Origin of the sequence: Streptomyces sp. V4I8, assembly GCF_041261225.1 — a bacterium.
Lineage (GTDB): Bacteria > Actinomycetota > Actinomycetes > Streptomycetales > Streptomycetaceae > Streptomyces.
The window spans coordinates 1902885-1924410 of record NZ_JBGCCN010000001.1 but is presented as its reverse complement, the minus strand read 5'-3'; the positions used below and the strand labels follow the sequence as shown (position 1 = coordinate 1924410).

Here is a 21526-nt window from a genome sequence, read left to right as displayed (position 1 = left end):
GGAACGCCTGCCCGGCGTCACGCCGGGCGGAACGGTGCTGCCCGCAGACGAAGTCCACGGACCCCGCTGAGCCGCGGTCCTTCCAGAACTTCTGCATGTCTGCGGAGAAAAACTCGTGTCGAACGCTGCTGTTTCCGGCCTGCCCATCGGGCGAGGCCTCCTCTACCTGATCGTCGCCGGTGCCGCCTGGGGCACCGCGGGTGCCGCCGGCTCCCTGGTCTACCGGACCAGTGACATGGGGCCGGTCACCCTCTCCTTCTGGCGCTGCGCGGTCGGCTTCGTGCTGCTGCTGGCCGTCCGCCTCCTGCGTCCGCGTCCCCGTCCGCGAGCGGAGACCGCCGGGACCGACAGGACCACCGTGGCCGCCGGGACCGTGGTGTCCGAGCTCCTCGGCCGCAAGGCGCTGCGGGCCGGGGCCAACGGCGTCGGGCTCGCCGTGTTCCAGACGGCCTACTTCGCGGCCGTCGACGTCACCGGACTCGCCGTGGGCACCGTCGTCACCCTCGGCGCCGGCCCCGTGTTCATTGCGCTCGGCGCCCGGCTGACGCTGGGGGAGCGGCTCGGCCGTGGCGGCGTCGCGGCCGTGGCCGGTGCGCTCACCGGGCTCGCGGTGCTGGCGCTGGGCGGCGAGGGCGCGACCGTACGGCCGTGGGGCGTGGTGCTGGCGCTGGTGTCCGCGGCGGCGTACTCCGTGATGACCCTGCTGACGCGCAAGTGGGGGCGTGACGGCGGGGCCGACGCCGCCAGTACGTCCCTCTGGGCCTTCGCGGTCACCAGCCTGTGCCTGCTGCCCTTCGCCCTCGCCGAGGGACTCGTGCCGCACACCGCCGACCCCGTACGGCTCGGCTGGCTGCTGGTGTACATCGCGGCCGTCCCCACCGCCCTCGCGTACGCCCTCTACTTCGCGGGCGCGGCCGCCGTACGGTCGGCCACGGTCTCCGTGATCATGCTGCTGGAGCCGGTCAGCGCGGCGGTGCTCGCCGTCGTCCTGCTCGGCGAACACCTGACGGCGCCGACACTCGCCGGCACCCTGCTGATGCTCGGGTCCGTCATGGGGCTCGCGGTGGCGGAGGCACGCGGCGCGCAACGACTGGCGGCGTGACGGCGAGGGGCCCCACACCGCACGGGTGGAGGGCCCCTCGCTCAGGCCGGGCGGCGGCGCAGCATGTGCTCGCGCGCCGCGGTGTCCCCCGGCCCCGCCCGCCGCGTCAGCCGTACCGCGATCCGGTCCTGGACCTCCTCTGTCCGCTTGCCCGCGTACTTGAACTTCGCGCGGACGCCGGTGACTTCGAGGCGCAGCCCCCGAATGCCGGACAGCAGCCTGCCGAACGGTGCCTCTCCGACCGCTACTTCCGCCGAGCCGCCCTCCGGCTGGAAGTGCCCCACCTGACGGTTGAGCAGCTCGGCCTTCTCGGCCGGGTCGTCCACGACGTGGGCCCGGCAGCGGAGTTGGACGGCCGCGTAGAAGCTGGTCGGTACGCCGTGCTCGGACGGGGTGTCCGGGGCCGCCTGCCAGGGGCCGGGAACGTAGACGTAGTCGTCGACCACGCTCAGCACCACGTCGGGGTGGGCCAGCAGCGCGGGCCACATCGGGTTGGGCCTGGCCAGGTGCGTGACGGCCTCGCCGCGCTCGCCGTCGTACGCGAAGTGCAGCGGCTGGACGTGCGGTGGCTCGCCGTCCAGGCCGTTGACGACGAGCTGCCCGAAGTCGTGGACGGCCAGCCACCGCTGCCACTCGGTGTCGTCGCGGGGCGCGTCCCAGGGGTGGATCAGCATCACAGGGCCCCGAGGTAGTCGGGGAGTTCGGTGCCGGGGGCCAGGCCGGGGTCCCCGACCGGCGCGTCGTAACCCTTGCGCAGCGGAACGACGCCGGCCCAGTGGGGGAGGGCGAGGTCCTCGGGCTCGTCGTTGACACCGCCGGTGCGGAGCTTGGCGGAGACCTCGTTCAGGTCGAGGCGGATCACGGCGGTGGCGGCCAGCTCCTTGTTGTTGGCGGGCCGCGAGTCACGGGACCGGCCCGCCACGACGTGATCGACCAGCGCGTCCAGGGCCACCCGCTTCTCCTCCGGGTCCGTCACGTCGTACGCGGTGCCGTGCACCACCACGGACCGGTAGTTGATCGAGTGGTGGAAGGCCGAGCGGGCCAGGATCAGCGCGTCGACATGGGTGACCGTCAGACACACCGGCAGCCCAGGGTCGGCCTGGCCGGTCATCCGCAGCGGGCGCGAGCCGGTCGAGCCGTGGACGTAGAGCGTCTCGCCGACCCGGCCGTACAGCGTGGGCAGCACGACCGGCGCCCCGTCGCGGACGAAGCCGAGGTGGCAGACGTAGGCCTCGTCGAGTATCGCGTGCACCAGTTCCTTGTCGTACGACGCCCGGTTCGCGGAGCGGGTGGGGACGGTGCGGTCGGTCGGCGTGTAGACGGAGGTCGGCGACGTCGACGTCTCGGTCCCCTGCATGACGGTCTCCCTTGCGTTCTGTTGCGCTTTTGCGGACTTGATTGCACTAGTGCATAATGTTCTTTGTGCTAGGAGGATATCGGATCGAAGGTCGGCGCGCAGCAGAGATTGCGGCGAGCGTCGAGCGCGCGGTGGGTGCCGGTGAGCTGGAGCCGGGCGAACTGCTCCCACCCATGCGGGAGTTGGGGGTCGAACTGGGCGTGAATCCCAATACCGTCGCGGCCGCCTACCGGATCCTGCGGGAGCGCGGGGTCATCGAGACGGCCGGGCGGCGGGGCAGCCGGGTACGGCCCAAGCCGGCCACGACCGCGCGCGAGTCCATCCGGGTGGACGTACCGGAGGGCGTACGGGACGTGGCGACCGGCAACCCGAACCCCGCGCTGCTGCCGTCCCTGGCCAGGGCGTTCGCGGCGGCCGCCGAGCAGAACGACCGGGAGCCGGTCATGTACGGGGACGCGGCCGTGGAACCGGAGTTGGCGCGCAGCGCGCGGGCCGCGTTCGACGCCGACGGCGTCCCGGACGGCCCGATCGCCGTCACCTCCGGCTCGCTGGACATGATCGAGCGCGTCCTCGCGGCCCACCTCAAGCCCGGCGACACCGTCGCCGTGGAGGACCCGGGCTGGGGCAGCCTGCTCGACCTCGTCCCCGCCGTCGGCCTGCGGACGGCCCCGGTCGGCTTGGACGACGAGGGCCCGCTCCCGGACGACGTGCGCAGGACCCTGGAAGCGGGGGCGCGCGCCCTGATCGTCACCGACCGGGCGCAGAACCCGACGGGCGCGGTCGTGAGCGCCGCCCGCGCGCGTGCCCTGCGGTCCGTACTGAAGGACCACCCGGACGTCCTGCTCATCGAGGACGACCACGGCCACGGCATCGTAGACCTGCCCCTGCACACCCTGGCGGGCACCACCCGCAGCTGGGCGTTCGTCCGCTCCGCCGCCAAGGCCTACGGCCCCGACCTGCGGCTCGCCGTCTTCACCGGCGACCCCGTCACCGTCGACCGGGTACGCGGCCGCCAGCGCCTCGGCCCCGGCTGGGTCAGCCGCATCGGCCAGCGGGCCCTGATGCGGCTCTGGGCCGAGGGCGCCGTAGACCCGAAGGCGGTGTCAGCGGCGTACGCCACCCGCCGGGACGCCCTGATCGCCGCACTGGCGGAGCGGGGCATCACGGCCCACGGCCGCAGCGGCCTGAACGTCTGGGTCCCGGTCCCCGACGAGACGGGCGCCGTGTCCCGCCTCCTGCACGCCGGCTGGGCCGTGGCCCCGGGCGCCCGCTTCCGCATGAGCGCGCCACCCGGGATCAGGATCACCGTGGCGACCCTCGCGACGGACGAGATCGCCCCCCTGGCGGACGCGGTGGCGAGGGCGGTGGCCCCGGCACCAACAAGGGGCTACGTCTAGACAGGGTTCGGGAGAGTCAACCGCTTCAGGGGCGCGGGGCTGTATCGATATGCGGCTCCGCCGCGCGGGCGCGACCAGCCACTCTCAACCGCAGCCGCCAACACGCCCTAGGCGCCCCGCTTGACCTGAGTAAGCGCCGCCCCCACTAGAACGACCACCGCACCCACCGGCGTCGACCAGCTCAGCGACTCCCCGAGCACCACAACCCCCGCAGCCGTGGCAATGACCGGAATGAAGTACGTGACCATCTGAGCCGTCGTGGGTCCCACCTCGGCGACCAACCCGTACTGAAGCAGCACCGCGAGCCCCGTCCCGAGCGCCCCCAACGCCACGATCGCGAGCAGCGGTACCACCGGGAAGCTGCTGGGCACCGACGTGAACACCGGTGTCACAACGGCCAGTTGCCCCGTGGCCAACGACAACTGCGCCCCGGTCAGCGACAGATGCGACTCGCTGGAGCCGGCCAGCGTACGGCGGACGTATATCCAGCCGACCGGGTAGCTCAACGACGCCAGCAGTGCCATCGCCGTCCCCGTGGCATCGAGCCCGTGAAAGCCCTGCCACGCCCCGAGCACCGTCAGCACCCCGAGGAAGCCGAGCCCGAGCCCGGCGACCCTGACCCGCGTCGGCCGGTCCTCCGAGAGCGCGACCAGGGACAGGGCCATGCCCCACAGGGGCGAGGTCGCGTTGCAGATGCCCGCGAGCGTGGACGGGATCGTCAGCTCGGAGTACGCGAACAGCGAGAAGGGCAGCGCGTTGAGCAGGAACGCGGCGACCGTCAGATGTCCCCACGTGCGCGCCCCGCGCGGCAGCCGCTCCCGCTTCACCGCCATCGCGGCCGCCAGTACCGCCGTACCGAACACCAGCCGCCCGAGCGTGACTTGGAAGGGGGCGTAACCATGGGTGCCCACCTTGATGAGCAGGAAGCTGAAGCCCCAGATCAGCGAGAGCGCGGCGAAACGCAGACGCCAGTCCAGGCGGGGGCGGGGGCGAGGGCGGGAGTCAGGGCGGGGAGTGGCTTCGGCCGGGACGCGAGAGCCGGTGGCGGTGGTCATGGCAGCAACGATGCAGCACACGACTTCGTAGCACAATCGAGATTTCGCGCCCGGTATCTCGTAGTATTGCTTACATGTTGAATCTGGAGCGCCTGCGCACCCTCGACGCCCTCTCCCGGCACGGCTCGGTGAGCGGCGCGGCGGAGGGCCTGCACATCACGACGTCCGCCGTCTCGCAGCAGATGTCCAAGCTGGAGCGGGAGGTCGGCCAGCAGCTCCTGGCCAAGAACGGGCGGGGCGTACGGCTCACGGACGCGGGGCGGCTGCTCGCCGAGCACGCGGCGCGCATCCTGTCGCAGGTCGAGCTGGCCCAGTCCGATCTGGAGGCGCAGCGCGGAAAGGTCGTCGGCGAGCTGAGACTGGCGGCGTTCCCGACCGGGGCGCGAGGGCTGTTCCCGCCCGCGCTCTCCGCCCTGCGCGCGGAGCACCCCGCGCTGCGTGTGCGTTCCTGCGAGCTGGAGCCGGAGAAGGGCATCGCCGGAGTGATCAGCGGTGACCTCGACCTGGCCGTCGTGCTCGACTGGTACAACAAGCCGATGGCACTGCCCGAAGGCCTGGTCAAGGCGCACATCCTGGACGACCCGGCCGACGTGGCGATGCCCGCCGGGCACCGGCTCGCCGGGCGGGACGAGGTGGACCTCGCCGAGTTCGCCGAGGACGAGTGGATCACCTGGGGCGAGGGCGAGTTCTGCCACGAGTGGCTGATGTTCACCCTGCGCTCCAAGGGCATCGAGCCCCTCGTCGGCCACCGCGCCCCCGAGACCCACACCCAGCTCGCGCTGGTCGCGGCCGGACTCGGCGTGTGCATCGCGCCCCTGCTGGGGCGTCATCCGATGCCCGAAGCCGTGGTGACCGTGCCGTTGAAGCAGCGGGTACGGCGCCATGTGTACGTCGTCTGGCGAGCGGACGCCGATCGCCGCCCGTCGATCCGGGCGGCGGTGCGGGCGCTGCGGGAGGCGGGGGAGAACGTCTCCTGACGCTGCCTGCTGCCAGCCGCCCGCCTCCTAGAGCGCCCCCAGCTTCCGGAAGTCCCAGGACACGATCTTCTCCGGCGTCAGCCGCACCCACGCGTGCCGGCCGTCGTGCGGCATCTCGTCGAGGCCGAAGTTCTTGCGCGCGAACAGCGTCTCGGGGACGTCGAGTTCGGCGCGCAGCTCGCCGACGCGAGGGCTCTCGCCCACGAACTCGACGGTGCCGGACAGCTCGACGCCGCGCAGCTGCTCGTAGTCCTCGCCCGTGTCGATCACGATCGCGACCCGCGGATCGCGGCGCAGATCGGCCCACCGCTTGCTGCGGACCACCGAGTACAGCCACAGCGAGTTCCCGTCCCAGGCGAACCACAGGGCGCTGACATGCGGGAAGCCGTCGGCGGACACCGTGGCGACCCGGCAGGTGCGCTGAGTGGTGAGGAACTCGTCCAGCTCACCGGGCGTCATCATGATCTTCCGGCCCCGGCGCTGAGTGACGGTCATGCGGCCCCCTCTTCTCTCACGTCGTGCCAGAGGAGAGATCCTCTGACATCACGTCAGAAAAGGATGAGTCGTCTTCCGTCCACACGCAATGGTGGTTCCGTCCTCACCCGAAGATGGCTACGCTCGCCGGCCCACGCCGCCGTCGGTCACAGGGGGAACCATGCCGTCGTACGCCGGACTCAGCGAACTCCTCGACCCCGCGACCACCGTCCTGCTCACCGTCGAGTGCCAGCAGGGCGTCGTCGGCCCGGCCGGCGCGCTGCCCGAACTCGCCGCGCAGGCGCGCTCCTCGGGCGCCCTCGCCAACATCGCCCGGCTGGTCGCGGCCGCCCACGAGAGCGGCGTCCAGGTAATCCACGCCATCGCCGAACGCCGCCCCGACGGCCGCGGGGCCAACCACAACGCCCGCCTCTTTCGCGCCGCCGAACGGCTCCCCGTCCAGCAGCTGTCCGGTACCGAGGCGGTCCGCGTGGCGGCGCCGATCGAGGTCGCCGAGGAGGACTTCGTCGTACGCCGTCTGCACGGCCTGTCCCCGATCCAGGGCACCGACGTCGATGCCCTGCTGCGCAACGTCGGCTGCCGCACGGTGATCGTCACCGGTGTCTCGGCCAACGTGGCGATCCCCAACACGGTCTTCGACGCCGTGAACCGGGGTTATGTCGTGGTCGTGCCCCGGGACGCCGTCGCCGGGGTGCCCTCTGACTACACCCCGGCGATGATCCGCCACACCCTCGCATTGGTCGCCACGGTCGCGACCACGGACGAGGTGCTGGACGGCTTCAGGCGTCCACGCGGTACGGGTCGGGCCTGAGCCCTGTCCCATGCCGCCGGATCAGGCGAGCGTGATCGAGTCGCCTGCCACGCTGATCTCCTTGGCGGGCAGCGGCTGGGTCGCCGGCCCCTTCTTCACGCTGCCGTCGAGGACGGAGAACTGGCTCTTGTGACAGGCGCAGGTGAGTGTGTCCCCCTGCAGGTCCGTCATCGGACACTGCTGATGGGTGCAGATCGTCGAGAAGGCCTTGTAGTCGCCCGCCGTCGGCTGCGAGACCACCACCTTCTCGTCGCTGAAGACCTTGCCGCCGCCCTCCGGGATGTCGGCGGTCTTCGCGAGCGCCGCGCCGCCGGCACCGGCGGTCGAGCCGCTGCTCGCTTCGGTGCTCGCGCCGCCGCCGGCGGCACCCTGTTCGGTGGACGAGCCGGACGCGTCGTCGTCCGACCCGCACGCGGTCAGCGCCACGGCGAGCCCTGCCGCGCCGACCGCCGCCACGACGGTACGGCGACTCGGACTCGACACCGGCTGAACTGATTCGCTGGTCATGCTGACGTTCCTTCCGCGGATTCCTGATCTGGCGAGAGGTACGGCCCCTGGGGGCCGGCTGTTCAGACTCAGTCGAAATCCTGACCTGGTCCGGTGAAGAGGTGGGTAAAGCGGAGCTGTCGGTTCCCTGTCCGCGGCTGTCGATTCACTGTCGGCGCAAACGCGTCGCCGCCCGCCCGGGCCGTCCCGTGCCCCGCCCTCGCGCCAGTAACCTGGGGCGATGCTCAAGGAAGTCATCGCGACCCGCTTCATCACGCCCCTGCGTGAGGGCGGCTCGCTGCCGGGGCTCGTCGAGGCCGACGACTTCGGGACGTACGTCATGAAGTTCAGCGGCGCCGGACAGGGCCGCAAGACGCTGGTCGCCGAGGTCGTCTGCGGTGAACTCGCCCGCAGGCTGGGCTTCCGGGTGCCCCGGCTGGTGACGGTGGAGCTCGACCCGGTGCTGGGGCTCGGCGAGCCCGACCAGGAGGTGCAGGAGCTGCTCAAGTCCAGCGGGGGCACCAACCTCGGCATGGACTTCCTCTCCGGCGCGCTCGGCTTCGATCCCCTCGCGTTCGGGGTGAGCCCCGAGGACGCCGGCCGGATCGTCTGGTTCGACGCCCTGGTCAACAACGTCGACCGGTCCTGGCGCAACCCCAACCTGCTGATGTGGCGGGGCGAACCGTGGCTCATCGACCACGGCGCGACGATGATCTGGCAGCACAACTGGCCCGGCGCGCAGAAGTCGGCCGCGCGCCCGTACGACGCCTCCGACCACGCCCTCGCCTCCTTCGCGCCGGATGTGCGGGCGGCCGCGGCCGAGTTGGCGCCGCTCGTCACCGAGGAGTCCCTCGCCGAGGTGACCGCCGAGATCCCCGAGGCGTGGCTGGCGGACGAACCGGGGTTCGCGTCGGCGGACGCACTGCGGCGGGCGTACGCGAAGCCCCTGGTCGCACGGGCCGCCGTCATCCACGAACGCATCGAGGGGATCAAGTGAGCGAGCGCACCCTGGGGACCCGTTCCCGTGCACAGGACGTCTTCGAGTACGCGCTGCTGCGGGTCGTCCCGCGCATCGAGCGCGGGGAGTGCCTCAACGCGGGCGTGCTCGTGTACTGCCGCGCCAAGTCCTTCGTCACCGCCCGGACCCACCTGGACGAGGCCAGGCTGCGGGCGCTGGACGCCGATGCGGACGTCGCCGGGGTGCGGGCCGCACTCCGTGCCGTCGAGGGCGTCTGCGCGGGCGGCGAGGCGGCCGGACAGGCCGGTGGCGACGACGCCGGGCGACGCTTCCGCTGGCTGATCGCGCCCCGCTCGACCGTCGTCCAGCCGGGGCCGGTGCACACCGGGCTCACGTCCGATCCGGCGGCCGAGGCGGAGCGGCTGCTCGATCTGTTGGTGAAATGACGGATCGGGGGAGGGATCGGGTTATGGATCAGGTAATGGATCACATGAGCGCGGTGGCCGTTGACACCGCGTGCCAGGGCTTCTAGCGTCACGTCCATCGAAGGTACTAAGCGGTCGCTCACCCGAGGAGAGTCATCCATGTCCACCACTGAGCAGCGGATCGCCGTGGTCACCGGCGGTGCCCGCGGCATCGGCGCCGCCACCGCCGTACGACTGGCCGCCGAGGGCCGCGCGGTCGCCGTGATCGACCTCGACGAGGCCGCCTGCAAGGACACCGTGGAGAAGATCACCGCGGCCGGCGGCAAGGCCCTCGCGGTCGGCTGCGACGTCTCCGACGAGGCGCAGGTCGAGGCGGCTGTTGCGCGGATCGCCGAGGAGCTCGGCGCTCCGGTGATCCTGGTCAACAACGCGGGTGTGCTCCGCGACAACCTGCTCTTCAAGATGAGCGTCGCCGACTGGGACACCGTCATGAACGTGCACCTGCGCGGCGCCTTCCTGATGTCCAAGGCATGTCAGAAGCACATGGTGGACGCGGGCTTCGGCCGGATCGTCAACCTCTCCTCGTCCTCCGCGCTCGGCAACCGCGGCCAGGTCAACTACTCCGCAGCCAAGGCAGGTCTCCAGGGCTTCACCAAGACCCTCGCCAAGGAGCTCGGCAAGTTCGGCGTCACCGCCAACTCGGTCGCCCCCGGCTTCATCGCCACCGAGATGACCAAGGCCACCGCCGACCGCGTCGGCATGGGCTTCGAGGACTTCAAGGCCGCCGCCGCCACCCAGATCCCGGTGGCCCGCGTCGGTGAGCCGGACGACATCGCCAACGCGATCGCCTTCTTCACGGGCGAGGCGGCCGGCTTCGTCTCCGGCCAGGTGCTGTACGTCGCCGGCGGACCGCTCGACTAGGGCCGGGGAGAGACGACCATGACCGAACTGCCTGAACTCTCCGGCAAGGTCGCCCTCGTCACGGGCGCCAGCCGCGGCATCGGCTACGGCGTCGCCGAGGCGCTCGTCGCCCGCGGCGACCGTGTGTGCATCACCGGCCGCAACGAGGACGCCCTCAAGGAGGCCGTCGAACAGCTCGGCACCGAGCGCGCGATCTACGTGGCCGGCAAGGCGCACGACGAGGCCCACCAGGCCGTCGCCGTCGAGCGCACCATGGAGGCCTTCGGCCGCGTCGACCACCTGATCAACAACGCCGGCACGAACCCGGTGTTCGGACCGCTCGCCGACCTCGACCTCGGCATCGCGCGCAAGGTCTTCGAGACCAACGTGATCTCGGCGCTCGGCTTCGCGCAGAAGACCTGGCACGCCTGGCAGAAGGACAACGGCGGCGCGATCGTCAACATCGCCTCCGTCGCGGGCATCGCGCCCTCGCCCTTCATCGCCGCCTACGGCGTCAGCAAGGCCGCGATGATCAACCTCACCCAGCAGATGGCGCACGAGTTCGCGCCCAAGGTGCGGGTCAACGCGATCGCCCCGGCCGTGGTGAAGACCAAGTTCGCCCAGGCCCTGTACGAGGGCCGGGAAGCCGAGGCCGCAGCGGCCTACCCGCTGGCCCGGCTCGGAGTGCCCTCCGACATCGGCGGCGCGGCCGCGTTCCTCACCTCGGGACAGTCGGACTGGATCACCGGCCAGACCCTGGTCATCGACGGCGGCATCTTCCTCAACGCCGGCGTCGGCTGACGCACGGGACCACGACAGGGGCGCCGCTGGACACCAGCGGCGCCCCTGTCGACGTTTCGGGAGATCAACAACCATTGACAACGTAGTCACCGCAGAGGTGAACAAGTGCTCCTGAGACTGGAGGTCCACTGGCCGGAACACTGCGGTATGTTTTGCCGACCCTTGGCATGGCAGATCGAGGAGCGTGCGCGTGTTCAACCGGATCCGACGCCTGCGGCAGGTGGCGGCCATCGCGTCCATATCGTCACTGGTGGCAGGGTGCGGTGTCCTCTCGTCCGATTCCTCGGAGGAGGAGGGGCCGATCGTCGTGGGGACGACGGCCGCCCCCAGCACCCTTGATCCCGCCGCGTCCTGGGACAGCTCCTGGGAACTGTTCCGGAACATCTACCAGACGCTGCTCAGCTATCCCTCGGGCTCGACCACCCCCGAGCCCGACGCGGCGGAGAGCTGCCAGTTCAGCGACAACACGAACATGAAGTACCACTGCGAGCTGCGCGAGGGCCTGGAGTTCTCCGACGGGCACACCCTCGACGCGAAGGCCGTCAAGTACTCGATCGACCGGATCCGGGAGATCAACGTCAACGGCGGACCCGCCGGCCTGCTCGGCAGCCTCGAACGCGTCCAGGTGCTGAACGACCGCGAGATCGTCTTCCACCTCAACAAGGCCGACGCCACCTTCCCGTTCGTGCTCGCCACGCCCGCGATGTCGATCGTCGACCCCGAGGACTACCCGGCGGACAAGCTCCGCGAGGACGGCTCGGTCGTCGGATCCGGGCCGTACACCCTGGAGTCGTACGACGAGGGCAACAAGGCCGAGCTCGTCAGGAACGACAGCTACGACGGGTACGCGGAGCGCAAGAACGACGCGGTGACCATCCGCTACTTCCAGGACTCGCCCACCATGGTCGCCGCGCTGCGCGACAAGGAGCTCGACGTCGCCTTCCGCGGCCTCGCCGCCGACGACATCGTCGAGATCCAGGCCGACGACGACGATGAGCTCCAGCTGATCGAGGGCTCCGGCACCGAGATCAACTACCTGGTCTTCAACCCGAAGGACCCCATGGCCGGCAAGGCCGCCGTCCGCAAGGCCGTCGCCCAGGTCATCGACCGCCCGGCGATCGCCCACAAGATCTACAAGGACACCGTCGAGCCGCTGTACTCCATGGTCCCCAAGGGCCTGACCGGACACACCACGGGCTTCTTCGACGACTACGGCGACCCCAGCGAGAGCAAGGCCCGCAAGATCCTCACGGAGGCGGGCATCACGGCCCCCGTGCCGCTCGAACTCTGGTACACCAGCGACCGCTACGGCTCCGCCACCAAGGCGGAGTTCGAGGAGCTGAAGAGCCAGCTCGAGGAATCCGGTCTCTTCGAGATCACCCTCAAGAGCCGCCCCTGGAAGTCGTACGTCACCGGCTACCAGAACGGCGAGTACCCGGTCTTCGGGCGCGGCTGGTTCCCCGACTTCCCGGACGCGGACAACTTCATCGCGCCGTTCGTCGGCGAGCAGAACGCGCTCGGTACGCCCTATGTGACGCCCAAGATCACCGAAAACCTGCTGCCCAACTCCCGAGCCCAGAGCGACCGCGCCAACGTGGTCAAGGACTTCGAGGACGCCCAGCGCATTCTCGTCGACGACGCACGGCTGCTGCCGCTGTGGCAGGGCCGGCAGTACGTGGCCGCGAGCGCGGAGGTCTCGGGCGCGGAGCGGGCCCTCGACCCCTCGACGATCATGATGATGGGGGAGCTGTACCGCAAGACCAGCTGGTAGCGGCGGGATGTGCGGTGGGCGGGGTGATTGTCAGTGGCCGCCTGTAGGTTCTGAAGCCTGGAAGTGACCGCCCGCGGTCGCCTCTCACCGTTCGCCGCACACCGTAAGGAAGTTGACGTGACCGACATCGCCATGCTGCCCGAGTCCTGGCGCGGGGTTCTGGGCGACGAGCTGCAGCAGCCCTACTTCAAGGAGCTGACGGAGTTCGTCGAGGAGGAGCGGGCGAAGGGTCCCGTCTATCCGCCGCGCGAGGAGGTCTTCGCCGCGCTGGACGCGACGCCGTACGACAAGGTGAAGGTCCTGGTCCTCGGCCAGGACCCCTACCACGGCGAGGGTCAGGGCCACGGCCTGTGCTTCTCGGTCCGCCCCGGAGTGAAGACGCCGCCCTCGCTGCGCAACATCTACAAGGAGATGAAGGAGGAGCTCGGCCTCCCCGTCCCCGACAACGGCTACCTCATGCCCTGGGCCCAGCAGGGCGTCCTGCTGCTCAACGCGGTGCTGACGGTCCGCGCCGGCGAGGCGAACTCGCACAAGGGCAAGGGCTGGGAGAAGTTCACCGACGCGGTGATCCGGGCCGTGGCCGACCGGCCCGACCCCGCGGTGTTCGTGCTGTGGGGCAACTACGCCCAGAAGAAGCTTCCGCTCATCGACGAGACGCGGCATGTGGTGGTCAAGGGCGCGCATCCGTCCCCGCTGTCCGCGAAGAAGTTCTTCGGGTCCCGCCCGTTCACGCAGATCAACGAGGCGGTGGCCGGCCAGGGCCACGAGCCGATCGACTGGCGGATCCCGGACCTGGGCTGACTCTCACCGGGCCGGTCCCGCGCCGGACCGGCCCGGTGCCGTACGGAGCCGCCTGACCGGGATTGCCGCTGGGGGCGGTTAGCGTCGGGCGGGGGACCAGCCGACGAGGGCCCGGAGGACGCGGTGGCGGAGCGACAGGAGCGGACGGCACCGGAGGCCGTACCGACGCGGATCGGACAGGTCGTCATGCTGCACCACGCGGGGGACCGCGAGGAGGCCCGGCGTCGGCTGCTGGAACTGTGGACGGAACTCGGCGAGGACGGCGACCCCCTGCACCGCTGCACCCTGGCGCACTACCTGGCCGACACGCAGGACGACCCCTCGGACGAACTGGCCTGGGATCTGCGGGCGCTGACCGAGGCGGAGGGGGCCGGTGGCGCCCTTGCCGTACGGGCGCTGTACCCCTCACTGCATCTGAATCTGGCCGCCGACTATGTGAAGCTCGACCGTGCCGAGGCCGCCCGCGTCCATCTGCGCCGGGCTCGGGGAGCGGCGGGGGCGCTGGGGGACGACAGCTACGGGGACGGGGTGCGGGCCGAGATCCGGCGGCTGGAGGTGCGGTTGGGGGAGGGGCCGTAGAGGCCGCGGGACCAGCGGGGGCGGGCTGCGGGTGCGGCCCGCCCGTGTCTCAACGGCCGTACGTCTGGTCGCAGATCTTCGACTCCGGGCTGTCCGGCCGCCATCCGCCGTACTTCCTCCCCAGAGCGCAGACGTCCGAACTCCCCCCGTTTCCTGGGTGCCCGCCGTTCCCCGGGTTCCCCTGGACTCCCCGGTGGACGGACTCCGACACATCGGGGATCTCGACGTGCGGGGCATGGGGGACGTCGGAGCGCGGGTGGGGTTTCTGGTGCTCGGGACGGGGGTGGTGGGGGTGCGAGCGAGGGGCCGAGGGGGTGTGTGCCGGTGCCGTGGCGATGGGCGGCGCGGATGGTGCGGCGGGCGTCGTGGGGGTCGGACGGCGGGACGGGCCGATGAGCGTCAGGGCCTCTTGGGCCGGCGCCTGCACGATCTCGGGTTCCGTGGACCCGCCCGGTTCTGGCGCCGGCGGTTGGGACGGCGCCGCCGGCCCACCGGATGCCGGCGGGTGCTGGACCGTCGTACAACCCGCGAGGGCCGAGACGGCCACGGTGACCAGGAGCGTTGCGGTGGTCGTCGTTCGATGCACGCGCGCAACTCTGCTGGTTCCGGCGGCCGTTGGGACAGCGGAGAAGGACACGTTGCTCCGTACGGGTGATCTCTGACCCCGTACGGACGGTGTGCTCCCGCCGCCGCTGACGTCAGTCGCCGGTGGCGCCGTCGACGCGCTCGCGGACCAGGTCGGCGTGGCCGTTGTGGCGGGCGTACTCCTCGATCATGTGGGTGATGATCCAGCGCAGATTGAAGGACTCACCCGACCGGCTCCGGCCCTTGGCGACGTCGTCCAGTCCGAAGCCGGCCGCGTTGAGACGGGCGCGGTCGATCTCGGTCCGCCACGTGGTGCGCGCCTCCTCCCAGGTGTCGGACTCGGTGAAGTGGAACTCGCCGTCCGGGTCCTCTTCGCTGGAGTAGAGCACCCCGAGGTCCTCGCCCACGAGGACCTCGTGGAACCAGTACCGCTCCACCTCCGCCATGTGCCGCACCAGGCCCATCAGGGTCAGCTCGGACGGTTCCACGGAGGCGGTCCTTAGCTGGGCGTCGGTCAGGCCTTCGCACTTCCATGCGAGGGTCTGCCGGTGATAGTCCAGCCAGCCCTCCAGCATCGTGCGCTCGTCGGCGGTGGTGGAGGGCTCATGGCGTTCGATTGTCATGCCCGAATCGTTGCTCAACTCGGGCCGGTTGCCCAGCAGTTTTCGAGGTCACCGGGCTCAGCGGCTGAACATTCCGCCGAGGAGTTCGCACAGCCCGGCCCGTACCTCGTCCGGGCTGGGTGTCTCCGAGCTGAACGACCCGGCGACGCAGCCGGCGGTGATCCTCGCGCACCACTCCGGCGACCTCGCCGCCCTGTCCAAGGTCGCGCCCGCGCTGTTCCTGCGCGGCTTCGAGACCATCGCCGACTGGCGGCCGCCGCAGCCGCCGTATGCTTCCAGACAGACCCCGGCAGGCAACCACCAGAGGAGAACCCCCCGTGAAGGTCGGCTGCATCGGACTCGGTGACATCGCGCAGAAGGCCTACCTTCCGGTGCTCGGTGTCCAGCCCGGGATCGAACTGCATCTGCAGACCCGCACGCCCGCCACGCTCGCCCGGGTCGCCGACAGCCTCCGTCTGCCGGCGGGGCAGCGGCACACGGACCTCGACTCGCTCCTCGCCCAAGGCCTCGACGCCGCCTTCGTGCACGCGCCCACCGTCGCGCACCCGGAGATCGTGACCCGGCTGCTGGAGGCGGGCGTACCGACGTACGTCGACAAGCCGCTCGCCTACCAATTCGCCGACTCCGAGCGGCTGGTGGCGCTCGCCGAGCGACGCGAAGTGAGCCTCGCCGTCGGCTTCAACCGGCGTTACGCACCCGGCTACGCCCAGTGCGCCGACCATCCGCGCGAGCTGATCCTTATGCAGAAGAACCGGATCGGGCTGCCGGAAGAGCCCCGCCCGATGATCCTGGACGACTTCATCCACGTCGTCGACACCCTGCGCTTCCTCGTGCCCGGCCCGGTCGTCGACCTGACCGTGCGCGCCCGCGTCGAGGACGGGCTGCTGCACCATGTCGTGCTGCAGCTCGCCGGGGACGGCTTCACCGCGCTCGGCGTGATGAACCGGCTCAGCGGCTCGGCCGAGGAGATCCTCGAGGTGTCCGGGCAGGACACCAAGCGCCAAGTCCTCAACCTCGCCGAGATCATCGACCACAAGGGCCAGCCGACCGTACGTCGCCGCGGTGACTGGGTGCCGGTGGCCCGGCAGCGCGGCATCGAGCAGGCGGTGCTGGCCTTCCTCGACGCGGTGCGTGCGGGCAAGGTGCTCAGTGCGCGGGACGCGCTGGCGACTCATGAGATGTGCGAGCGGGTCGTCCGGGCGGTTGAGGATCGGGCTGCCGGCTGAGTCGCTGGCGGGCTGGGCTGATCGGGCCGTCGTCTGAGTCGCTGGTGCGTGCGTGCGTGCGGGCGGGCTGGGCTGGGGGTCGGTGGTTTCGTAACCGCGGTGTCGAGCAGGGGGTGCGGGGCGTCGTTGACGTCTTGCGTGCCGCCAGGTGGGGGCGGCGGTCAGTGTGCGCCCCGTGCCGGTGACTCATCAGGTGTGTGAGCGGGGCGTTCGCGTGGTTCTGGCGTGGGTTGCCGCCTGAGCCGAAGCCGTCCGATTCGGGCGCCCTCGGTCGCGCACCAGGCGGCCATGATCAGCAGGGCCGCGTACACCGGCCACTCGCCGAAGCGGACGTACGGTGTGACGCCGTCGGCCAGTGGGATGTCGTAGACCACGCTCGTGCTCTCGCTCGTGCCGAGCCAGGCCAGGCGCTGGCCGCTCGGGCCGTACATGGCGGAGACGCCGGTCAGGGTGGCGTGCACCATCGGGCGGCCGGTCTCGGCGGCGCGCAGTGCGGCGAGTGAGGCGTGCTGCTCCGGGGCCCAGCTCTGTTGGAAGGTCGAGGTCGCCGACTGGGCGATCAGCACCTGGGCGCCGTCGGCGACGAGGTTGCGGCTCATGTCGGAGAACGCGGACTCGAAGCAGACCATCGGGCCGATCCGCAGCCCGTGCCCGGCGTCCATCACGACCTGTTCCGTGCCACGCCTGCGGTCCTCGGCCGCCGCCTTGCCCACGGAGGTGGCCCAGCCCAGCAGCGAGCGGGCCGGTATGTACTCCCCGAAGGGGACCAGCCGCATCTTGTCGTAGCGGGCGCCGGTCCGGCCGTCCGGGCCGACGAGGATCGAACTCTTGTAGATGCCGGGCTTGTCGGAGCGCCGCGCGTCCACGTTGACCAGGATGTTCGCCCCCGTCTCCCGGGACAGCGCCGCGAGGCGCCGCGCGAAGTCGGGCCGGTCGTCGAGGTCGTAGCCGACGCTGCTCTCACCCCAGACGATCAGGTCGGCGCCCTGTCCGGCCAGCTCCCGGGTGAGCTCCTCCTCCCGGTCGAACCGCCGGTCGGGCGCGCCCGCACCCTGTATGACGCCCGGCTGGACGACGCCGATCCGGACCCGGCCCTCGACGTCGGGGCGCGGGGACCACACCCAGGCGGCGGAGGCGGCGACGGCCGTGGCGACGAGGCCGGCCACCGCGGCGACCCGGCACCCGCGGACCGCCACCAGCACGGCGACCGCGACATTGACGGCCACCACCAGGAAGCCGATCAGCCACACCCCGCCCACCGAGGCGAGCCGCAGCGCGGGCTCCACCTCCCACTGACTGGAGCCCAGTACGCCCCACGGCCCGCCGAGCCCCTGCCAGGAGCGGACGAGCTCGATCAGCAGCCAGCCGGACGGCAGCACGAGGAGGGCCGCCGTGACCCGGCCGGGTGACGGCCCGGCGGGGAGGAAGCGGCGCACCAGCCAGCCCCAGGGGGCCCAGAGCGCGCCCAGCAGGGCGGCGATCACCAACGTGAACACGTGCAGGTTCGGCAGCAGCCAGTGGTGCATGGCCAGCATGAACCCGAACCCGCCCCACCAGCCGTCGTACAGCGCCCGCCGTCCGGTCGGCGCGGAGCGGATCAGAGCCATCCACGGGACCAGGGCGACGTAGGCGAACCACCACCACGACGGCTCGGGGAAGGCGAGCACGGGCAACGCACCGGCCAGAGCGGCGGCGATCGAGCGGCGCCACGGGGAGGTGAGCCAGCGGCTGATCGTCTTCATGCATCACCTCCTACCCCGTGGTGCCTCCAGTGTGCTCGCAAGCACTGACAACGGGACAGTGGACGCCCGCTCAGTCGATCATCGCGGGCGCGGCACGCTCGGGCAGCCGGCGCCACTTCTCCTGGACGACCACCTCGCGCAGCCGCCAGCCGTCGTCCGTGCGCAGCAGCCCGAAGGCGTACCGTCCGCCGCACACGAAGTCGGGGGCCGGCGAGCCCTCCCCGTCCCCGGCGAACCGCATCGGATTGACGTAGTCGGCCTGGACCCCGGCCGTGTCACCGGTGTCCTGCTCCAGGATCCCGAAGCGCACCCTGCGGTTGACGATCAGGTGCTGCCGCATCGAGAAGAGCCGCATGCTCTCCGCGAGCCACGCGGCGACGCTCCCGGCGTCCCCCTCGATGCCGCCGGCCGAGCGGTAGTCCGCGCGCCCGTCGGGGGCGAACAGGCTCCGGTAGGCCTCCCAGTCGCCGTCGTCCACGGCCACCGCATAGTCGGTGATCACCCCGTCGACCGCGAGCCGGTCCCTCAGGGTGGCGAGCTCCACACGCTGCGTCATCGGCTCAGTGTTGGGCATGAGGTGCACGGAGCCAAGAGGGCGTGCGGCGATATTCGGTGGAGATCGGTGCGGGCGGGGGTGAGGCTGTCCCCGTGAATGATCAGAAAGACCGACCGAACGAGCAGCAACCCCGGTTCCGTGTACGCGCGCTCCACACCGAGTCCACGGTCACCGTCTATCAGGCCTACCGACCCGAGATCGGCCGGGCAGCGGCCCGCCACGGACGCTTTCCGCCATCCTGGAGCCGCGACCGTATGACGTGGATCAAGCCGTCGTTCCTCTGGATGATGTACCGCTGCGGCTGGGCCACGAAGGAGAGCCAGGAAACCGTCCTCGCCGTCGAGATCAGCCGGGAGGGCTTCGCCTGGGCGCTGGGCCACGCGTGTCTCTCGCACTACGTCCCCGACCTGCACGGCGACCAGGGCGCCTGGAAGCGGCAGTTGAGGGCGTCCCCCGCGCGCGTGCAGTGGGATCCGGAGCGCGATCTGCACCTCAACCCCTTGCCGTACCGGTCGCTGCAGCTGGGGCTCGCCGGGGAGGCGACCGCTCGGTACGCGGACGAGTGGATCGTCGGCATCGAGGACGTGACGCCGCTCGCGACGGAGATCCACGCGCGCGTGCGGGCGGGTGAACTGGAGCGCGCTGCCGAGCTGTTGCCGCAGGAGCGGCCGTATCCGCTGGAGGACGCTGTCCTCGCGCATCTGCGGGCCTAGGTGTGCTGTCCGGGGACGTTGGTGACAGGCGACACGCCTTGGCTGGTCCTTGAACGGGGCGAGGGCCTGGAGCGGTTGCCGGTGGATCCCGGCATCCCGGCCCGCAGTTGTTCAAAGGCGGTGGGTCTGGGCCGGTCGGTCAGGAAGTCCTTGATGTGGCGGGCGCATTCCTGTGGTGTGGCGCGGCCGGTGTCGCACTCCATGTCGTAGACACCGTGTGCGTGCACCCGTTCCAACTGGCCGGCGGCGAGGCCGGGCGGCCGGTCGCCCCGCGCGCGCTCCCGGCGCTCCAGTTCCTCCGGGCCGCAGTGCACTTTGACGAGAACGACGTCCTGCGGAACGAAGAGCGACAGACAGTCCCTGAGCCGCCATTCGGCGCTCAACACGTGGTCGACGACGACGTTGTTGCCGGCCGCGGCCATGCCGGCCACGGCACGGTGGAAGCCCTGCCAGGTGCGGTGGAGGACCGTGGCGATCTGGTCCTGCGGGACCGGGGTGCGGGAGCGCATCGCGTGGAAGGCGTCGACCGGCAGGTGGAAATACGGCTCGTCGAGGATCCTCAGCAGTTCGGCCGCGATGCTCGACTTGCCCGAACTGGACGTGCCGTTGAGGAAGATGACGAGGCCACGGCGAGCAGGTACGTGATCCAGATGCTCCATGGAGCGGATCTTAGGCTCGCGGTTCCGGGCGCTACCGGGCGCTTCCGGGCCTCAGGCCGCCTCGACGACCTCACCGCGGATGGCAGCCGCCCACTCGACCACCAACAGCTCGTACTCCGCGCGCTCCTGAGCGGACAGAGAGCCGCCCGCGCGCAGCCACAGGGCGCGAATCTCCTCGTTCACCTCGGCAGCAGAGCGCACGGAACCAGGGCCTAAGGAATGGGGGGACATGCGGACAAGCCTAGGGGCAAAGACTGACAGTGCGCTACCAGGCAGCTACGCAGACCGTATGTGATTGGTCACGGGTTTCGGGCGGCGTGCCCCTGGCGTCGCCGCCGCCACGCTGCCTCAGCCCGCGGACTCCGCCGCGTGCGGGCTGAGGACGCCCGCTGCCACCAGGGCGATGATGACGATGCCGAGCGCGACGCGGTAGTAGACGAACGGCATGAAGCTCTTGGTCGAGATGAACTTCATGAACCATGCGATGACCGCGTAACCGGTCGCGAAGGCGATCACCGTCGCGAAGATCGTCGGTCCCCAGGAGACGTGGTCGCTCTCCATCGCGTCCTTGAGCTCGAAGAGGCCCGAGGCGAGGACGGCCGGGATCGCGAGGAGGAAGGAGTAGCGGGCCGCCGCCTCGCGCTGGTAGCCCATGAAGAGGCCGCCGCTGATGGTCGCGCCGGAACGGGAGACGCCGGGGATGAGCGCCGCGGACTGGCACAGGCCGAAGATCAGGCCGTCCTTCACGTTCAGGTCCTGGAGCGACTTGCGCTGCTTGGCGGCGCGGTGCCGCCCGCCCGACTCGTCGCGTGCCGCCAGCCGGTCGGCGACGCCGATGATGATGCCGACGACGATCAGCATGGTCGCCGTGATCCGCAGATCGCGGAACGGTCCCTCGATCTGGTCCTTGAGCGTCAGACCGAGCACACCGATCGGGATCGAGCCGACGATCACCAGCCAGCCCATCTGCGCGTCGTGGTCCTGCCGCATCGCCTTGTCGGTCAGCGACCGGGTCCACGCCGAGATGATCCGACCGATGTCCTTGCGGAAGTAGATCAGTACCGCGGCCTCCGTGCCGATCTGGGTGATCGCGGTGAAGGCCGCGCCGGGGTCCTCCCAGCCCGAGAACGCCGCGGTCAGCCGCAGATGCGCGCTGGAGGACACGGGGAGGAACTCGGTCAGCCCCTGGACGAGTCCGAGGATGAGCGATTCAAACCAAGACATGAAGTTACGGAGTCCAAGTGCTGATCGTGACAAGGGATGACGGAGGACACCGCGTCGGCGGCACAGTGATCGCGCGTGTCGAGGGGCAGCGTAGCGCCCCCCGATGACAGCTCCGCCACAGGGGGCTCGGCAGGCACTTGCCCCGCCCCCGTCATACCGGTGTTGACCTGCTGCGGGGCCGCCGCTTACTTTGCAGCGAGCGGAAAGCGCTTGCTGCGTCCGCTCGCCCGCCCCTACGACGCCCGTCGGCGTCGCCCGTTGTCCCGGAGGAGTCCGATCCGCC

The 21526-nt window shown here is 70.8% G+C and carries 25 protein-coding genes; 14 read left to right on the top strand and 11 right to left on the bottom strand.

Going from position 1 to position 21526, the window contains the following annotated elements; genetic code table 11:
• The first annotated feature begins 115 nt into the window (after positions 1 to 115).
• Positions 116 to 1102 (top strand): DMT family transporter, encoded by a 987-nt coding sequence (locus tag ABIE67_RS08715; protein ID WP_370255725.1) that lies wholly within the window; start codon positions 116 to 118, stop codon positions 1100 to 1102.
• Between the two features lie 41 nt (positions 1103 to 1143).
• Here the strand turns inward: ABIE67_RS08715 and ABIE67_RS08710 are convergent, their stop codons facing one another.
• Complete coding sequence (locus ABIE67_RS08710) at positions 1144 to 1776, bottom strand: FMN-binding negative transcriptional regulator (RefSeq protein ID WP_370255724.1); 633 nt, start codon at positions 1774 to 1776, stop codon at positions 1144 to 1146.
• Complete coding sequence (locus tag ABIE67_RS08705) at positions 1776 to 2459, bottom strand: pyridoxamine 5'-phosphate oxidase family protein (protein ID WP_370255723.1); 684 nt, start codon at positions 2457 to 2459, stop codon at positions 1776 to 1778. Before ABIE67_RS08705 ends, ABIE67_RS08710 begins: the two co-directional genes overlap by 1 nt.
• Before the next feature lie 65 nt (positions 2460 to 2524).
• On the opposite strand from ABIE67_RS08705, the gene ABIE67_RS08700 reads away from it, so the two are divergent.
• Positions 2525 to 3856, top strand: coding sequence for an aminotransferase class I/II-fold pyridoxal phosphate-dependent enzyme (locus tag ABIE67_RS08700; RefSeq protein WP_370255722.1), 1332 nt, complete (start codon positions 2525 to 2527; stop codon positions 3854 to 3856).
• Between the two features lie 107 nt (positions 3857 to 3963).
• On the opposite strand, the gene ABIE67_RS08695 is transcribed toward ABIE67_RS08700, so the two are convergent.
• Complete coding sequence (locus tag ABIE67_RS08695) at positions 3964 to 4947, bottom strand: DMT family transporter (protein WP_370255721.1); 984 nt, start codon at positions 4945 to 4947, stop codon at positions 3964 to 3966.
• 38 nt (positions 4948 to 4985) lie between these two features.
• Between ABIE67_RS08695 and ABIE67_RS08690 the strand changes: the two genes are divergently transcribed.
• Positions 4986 to 5888: a LysR family transcriptional regulator gene (locus tag ABIE67_RS08690; RefSeq protein ID WP_370255720.1), complete on the top strand. Its 903-nt coding sequence runs from the start codon at positions 4986 to 4988 to the stop codon at positions 5886 to 5888.
• A 27-nt stretch (positions 5889 to 5915) separates the two neighbouring features.
• Here ABIE67_RS08690 and ABIE67_RS08685 read toward each other — a convergent pair whose 3' ends face one another.
• A complete protein-coding gene (locus tag ABIE67_RS08685; RefSeq protein ID WP_370255719.1) occupies positions 5916 to 6383 on the bottom strand; it encodes a pyridoxamine 5'-phosphate oxidase family protein in 468 nt (155 codons plus the stop codon).
• A gap of 160 nt (positions 6384 to 6543) precedes the next feature.
• On the opposite strand from ABIE67_RS08685, the gene ABIE67_RS08680 reads away from it, so the two are divergent.
• Positions 6544 to 7194: a cysteine hydrolase gene (locus ABIE67_RS08680; RefSeq protein ID WP_370255718.1), complete on the top strand. Its 651-nt coding sequence runs from the start codon at positions 6544 to 6546 to the stop codon at positions 7192 to 7194.
• 21 nt (positions 7195 to 7215) lie between these two features.
• Here ABIE67_RS08680 and ABIE67_RS08675 read toward each other — a convergent pair whose 3' ends face one another.
• Complete coding sequence (locus tag ABIE67_RS08675; RefSeq protein WP_370255717.1) at positions 7216 to 7701, bottom strand: Rieske (2Fe-2S) protein; 486 nt, start codon at positions 7699 to 7701, stop codon at positions 7216 to 7218.
• Between the two features lie 220 nt (positions 7702 to 7921).
• On the opposite strand from ABIE67_RS08675, the gene ABIE67_RS08670 reads away from it, so the two are divergent.
• The 7 genes from ABIE67_RS08670 to ABIE67_RS08640 all read left to right on the top strand — a co-directional run bounded on the left by ABIE67_RS08670 (position 7922) and on the right by ABIE67_RS08640 (position 13915).
• Positions 7922 to 8677: a HipA family kinase gene (locus ABIE67_RS08670; protein ID WP_370255716.1), complete on the top strand. Its 756-nt coding sequence runs from the start codon at positions 7922 to 7924 to the stop codon at positions 8675 to 8677.
• The gene (locus ABIE67_RS08665) at positions 8674 to 9084 is read left to right on the top strand and encodes a DUF3037 domain-containing protein (protein ID WP_370255715.1); all 411 of its coding nucleotides are present in this window, start codon (positions 8674 to 8676) and stop codon (positions 9082 to 9084) included. The genes ABIE67_RS08670 and ABIE67_RS08665 overlap by 4 nt, the downstream gene beginning before the upstream one ends.
• Before the next feature lie 138 nt (positions 9085 to 9222).
• A complete protein-coding gene (gene fabG, locus ABIE67_RS08660; protein ID WP_370255714.1) occupies positions 9223 to 9984 on the top strand; it encodes a 3-oxoacyl-ACP reductase FabG in 762 nt (253 codons plus the stop codon).
• 18 nt (positions 9985 to 10002) lie between these two features.
• The gene (locus ABIE67_RS08655) at positions 10003 to 10764 is read left to right on the top strand and encodes an SDR family oxidoreductase (RefSeq protein WP_370255713.1); all 762 of its coding nucleotides are present in this window, start codon (positions 10003 to 10005) and stop codon (positions 10762 to 10764) included.
• Between the two features lie 190 nt (positions 10765 to 10954).
• The gene (locus ABIE67_RS08650) at positions 10955 to 12535 is read left to right on the top strand and encodes an ABC transporter substrate-binding protein (protein WP_370255712.1); all 1581 of its coding nucleotides are present in this window, start codon (positions 10955 to 10957) and stop codon (positions 12533 to 12535) included.
• A gap of 117 nt (positions 12536 to 12652) precedes the next feature.
• Positions 12653 to 13336 carry a uracil-DNA glycosylase gene (gene ung / locus ABIE67_RS08645; protein ID WP_370255711.1) on the top strand — a complete coding sequence of 228 codons (684 nt, stop codon included), beginning with the start codon at positions 12653 to 12655 and terminating at the stop codon, positions 13334 to 13336.
• Positions 13337 to 13459: 123 nt separating this feature from the next.
• The gene (locus ABIE67_RS08640) at positions 13460 to 13915 is read left to right on the top strand and encodes a hypothetical protein (protein WP_370255710.1); all 456 of its coding nucleotides are present in this window, start codon (positions 13460 to 13462) and stop codon (positions 13913 to 13915) included.
• Between the two features lie 698 nt (positions 13916 to 14613).
• Here ABIE67_RS08640 and ABIE67_RS08635 read toward each other — a convergent pair.
• The gene (locus ABIE67_RS08635; protein ID WP_370255709.1) at positions 14614 to 15123 is read right to left on the bottom strand and encodes a DinB family protein; all 510 of its coding nucleotides are present in this window, start codon (positions 15121 to 15123) and stop codon (positions 14614 to 14616) included.
• On the opposite strand from ABIE67_RS08635, the gene ABIE67_RS08630 reads away from it, so the two are divergent.
• Both ABIE67_RS08630 and ABIE67_RS08625 read left to right on the top strand, forming a co-directional pair.
• A complete protein-coding gene (locus ABIE67_RS08630; protein ID WP_370269684.1) occupies positions 15122 to 15469 on the top strand; it encodes a hypothetical protein in 348 nt (115 codons plus the stop codon). The genes ABIE67_RS08635 and ABIE67_RS08630 overlap by 2 nt on opposite strands.
• Positions 15441 to 16349: a Gfo/Idh/MocA family protein gene (locus ABIE67_RS08625; protein WP_370255708.1), complete on the top strand. Its 909-nt coding sequence runs from the start codon at positions 15441 to 15443 to the stop codon at positions 16347 to 16349. Before ABIE67_RS08630 ends, ABIE67_RS08625 begins: the two co-directional genes overlap by 29 nt.
• Positions 16350 to 16510: 161 nt before the next feature.
• Here the strand turns inward: ABIE67_RS08625 and lnt are convergent, their stop codons facing one another.
• Both lnt and ABIE67_RS08615 read right to left on the bottom strand, forming a co-directional pair.
• On the bottom strand, positions 16511 to 18091 hold the full coding sequence (gene lnt, locus ABIE67_RS08620) for an apolipoprotein N-acyltransferase (protein WP_370255707.1): 1581 nt from the start codon (positions 18089 to 18091) through the stop codon (positions 16511 to 16513).
• 70 nt (positions 18092 to 18161) lie between these two features.
• A complete protein-coding gene (locus ABIE67_RS08615) occupies positions 18162 to 18647 on the bottom strand; it encodes a nuclear transport factor 2 family protein (RefSeq protein ID WP_370255706.1) in 486 nt (161 codons plus the stop codon).
• Between the two features lie 92 nt (positions 18648 to 18739).
• Here ABIE67_RS08615 and ABIE67_RS08610 point away from each other — a divergent pair, with 92 nt between their 5' ends.
• On the top strand, positions 18740 to 19360 hold the full coding sequence (locus ABIE67_RS08610; RefSeq protein ID WP_370255705.1) for a DUF4291 domain-containing protein: 621 nt from the start codon (positions 18740 to 18742) through the stop codon (positions 19358 to 19360).
• On the opposite strand, the gene ABIE67_RS08605 is transcribed toward ABIE67_RS08610, so the two are convergent.
• The 3 genes from ABIE67_RS08605 to ABIE67_RS08595 form a co-directional block, all read right to left on the bottom strand.
• On the bottom strand, positions 19357 to 20019 hold the full coding sequence (locus ABIE67_RS08605) for a chloramphenicol phosphotransferase CPT family protein (protein WP_370255704.1): 663 nt from the start codon (positions 20017 to 20019) through the stop codon (positions 19357 to 19359). The genes ABIE67_RS08610 and ABIE67_RS08605 overlap by 4 nt on opposite strands.
• Positions 20020 to 20070: 51 nt before the next feature.
• Positions 20071 to 20250 (bottom strand): hypothetical protein, encoded by a 180-nt coding sequence (locus ABIE67_RS08600; RefSeq protein WP_370255703.1) that lies wholly within the window; start codon positions 20248 to 20250, stop codon positions 20071 to 20073.
• A 117-nt stretch (positions 20251 to 20367) separates the two neighbouring features.
• The gene (locus tag ABIE67_RS08595; RefSeq protein WP_370255702.1) at positions 20368 to 21243 is read right to left on the bottom strand and encodes an undecaprenyl-diphosphate phosphatase; all 876 of its coding nucleotides are present in this window, start codon (positions 21241 to 21243) and stop codon (positions 20368 to 20370) included.
• Positions 21244 to 21526: the final 283 nt, after the last annotated feature.

Excerpts from the sequence above, each read along its gene's own strand:
- ABIE67_RS08600 (WP_370255703.1), bottom strand. The coding sequence starts at position 20,250 with ATGTCCCCCCATTCCTTAGGCCCTGGTTCCGTGCGCTCTGCTGCCGAG.
- ABIE67_RS08595 (WP_370255702.1), bottom strand. The coding sequence starts at position 21,243 with ATGTCTTGGTTTGAATCGCTCATCCTCGGACTCGTCCAGGGGCTGACC.
- ABIE67_RS08630 (WP_370269684.1), top strand. The coding sequence starts at position 15,122 with ATGCCCGAATCGTTGCTCAACTCGGGCCGGTTGCCCAGCAGTTTTCGA.
- ABIE67_RS08685 (WP_370255719.1), bottom strand. The coding sequence starts at position 6,383 with ATGACCGTCACTCAGCGCCGGGGCCGGAAGATCATGATGACGCCCGGT.
- ABIE67_RS08655 (WP_370255713.1), top strand. The coding sequence starts at position 10,003 with ATGACCGAACTGCCTGAACTCTCCGGCAAGGTCGCCCTCGTCACGGGC.
- ABIE67_RS08670 (WP_370255716.1), top strand. The coding sequence starts at position 7,922 with ATGCTCAAGGAAGTCATCGCGACCCGCTTCATCACGCCCCTGCGTGAG.
- ABIE67_RS08675 (WP_370255717.1), bottom strand. The coding sequence starts at position 7,701 with ATGACCAGCGAATCAGTTCAGCCGGTGTCGAGTCCGAGTCGCCGTACC.
- ABIE67_RS08635 (WP_370255709.1), bottom strand. The coding sequence starts at position 15,123 with ATGACAATCGAACGCCATGAGCCCTCCACCACCGCCGACGAGCGCACG.
- ABIE67_RS08710 (WP_370255724.1), bottom strand. The coding sequence starts at position 1,776 with ATGCTGATCCACCCCTGGGACGCGCCCCGCGACGACACCGAGTGGCAG.
- fabG (WP_370255714.1), top strand. The coding sequence starts at position 9,223 with ATGTCCACCACTGAGCAGCGGATCGCCGTGGTCACCGGCGGTGCCCGC.
- lnt (WP_370255707.1), bottom strand. The coding sequence starts at position 18,091 with ATGAAGACGATCAGCCGCTGGCTCACCTCCCCGTGGCGCCGCTCGATC.
- ABIE67_RS08690 (WP_370255720.1), top strand. The coding sequence starts at position 4,986 with ATGTTGAATCTGGAGCGCCTGCGCACCCTCGACGCCCTCTCCCGGCAC.
- ABIE67_RS08680 (WP_370255718.1), top strand. The coding sequence starts at position 6,544 with ATGCCGTCGTACGCCGGACTCAGCGAACTCCTCGACCCCGCGACCACC.
- ABIE67_RS08705 (WP_370255723.1), bottom strand. The coding sequence starts at position 2,459 with ATGCAGGGGACCGAGACGTCGACGTCGCCGACCTCCGTCTACACGCCG.
- ABIE67_RS08605 (WP_370255704.1), bottom strand. The coding sequence starts at position 20,019 with ATGGAGCATCTGGATCACGTACCTGCTCGCCGTGGCCTCGTCATCTTC.
- ABIE67_RS08615 (WP_370255706.1), bottom strand. The coding sequence starts at position 18,647 with ATGACGCAGCGTGTGGAGCTCGCCACCCTGAGGGACCGGCTCGCGGTC.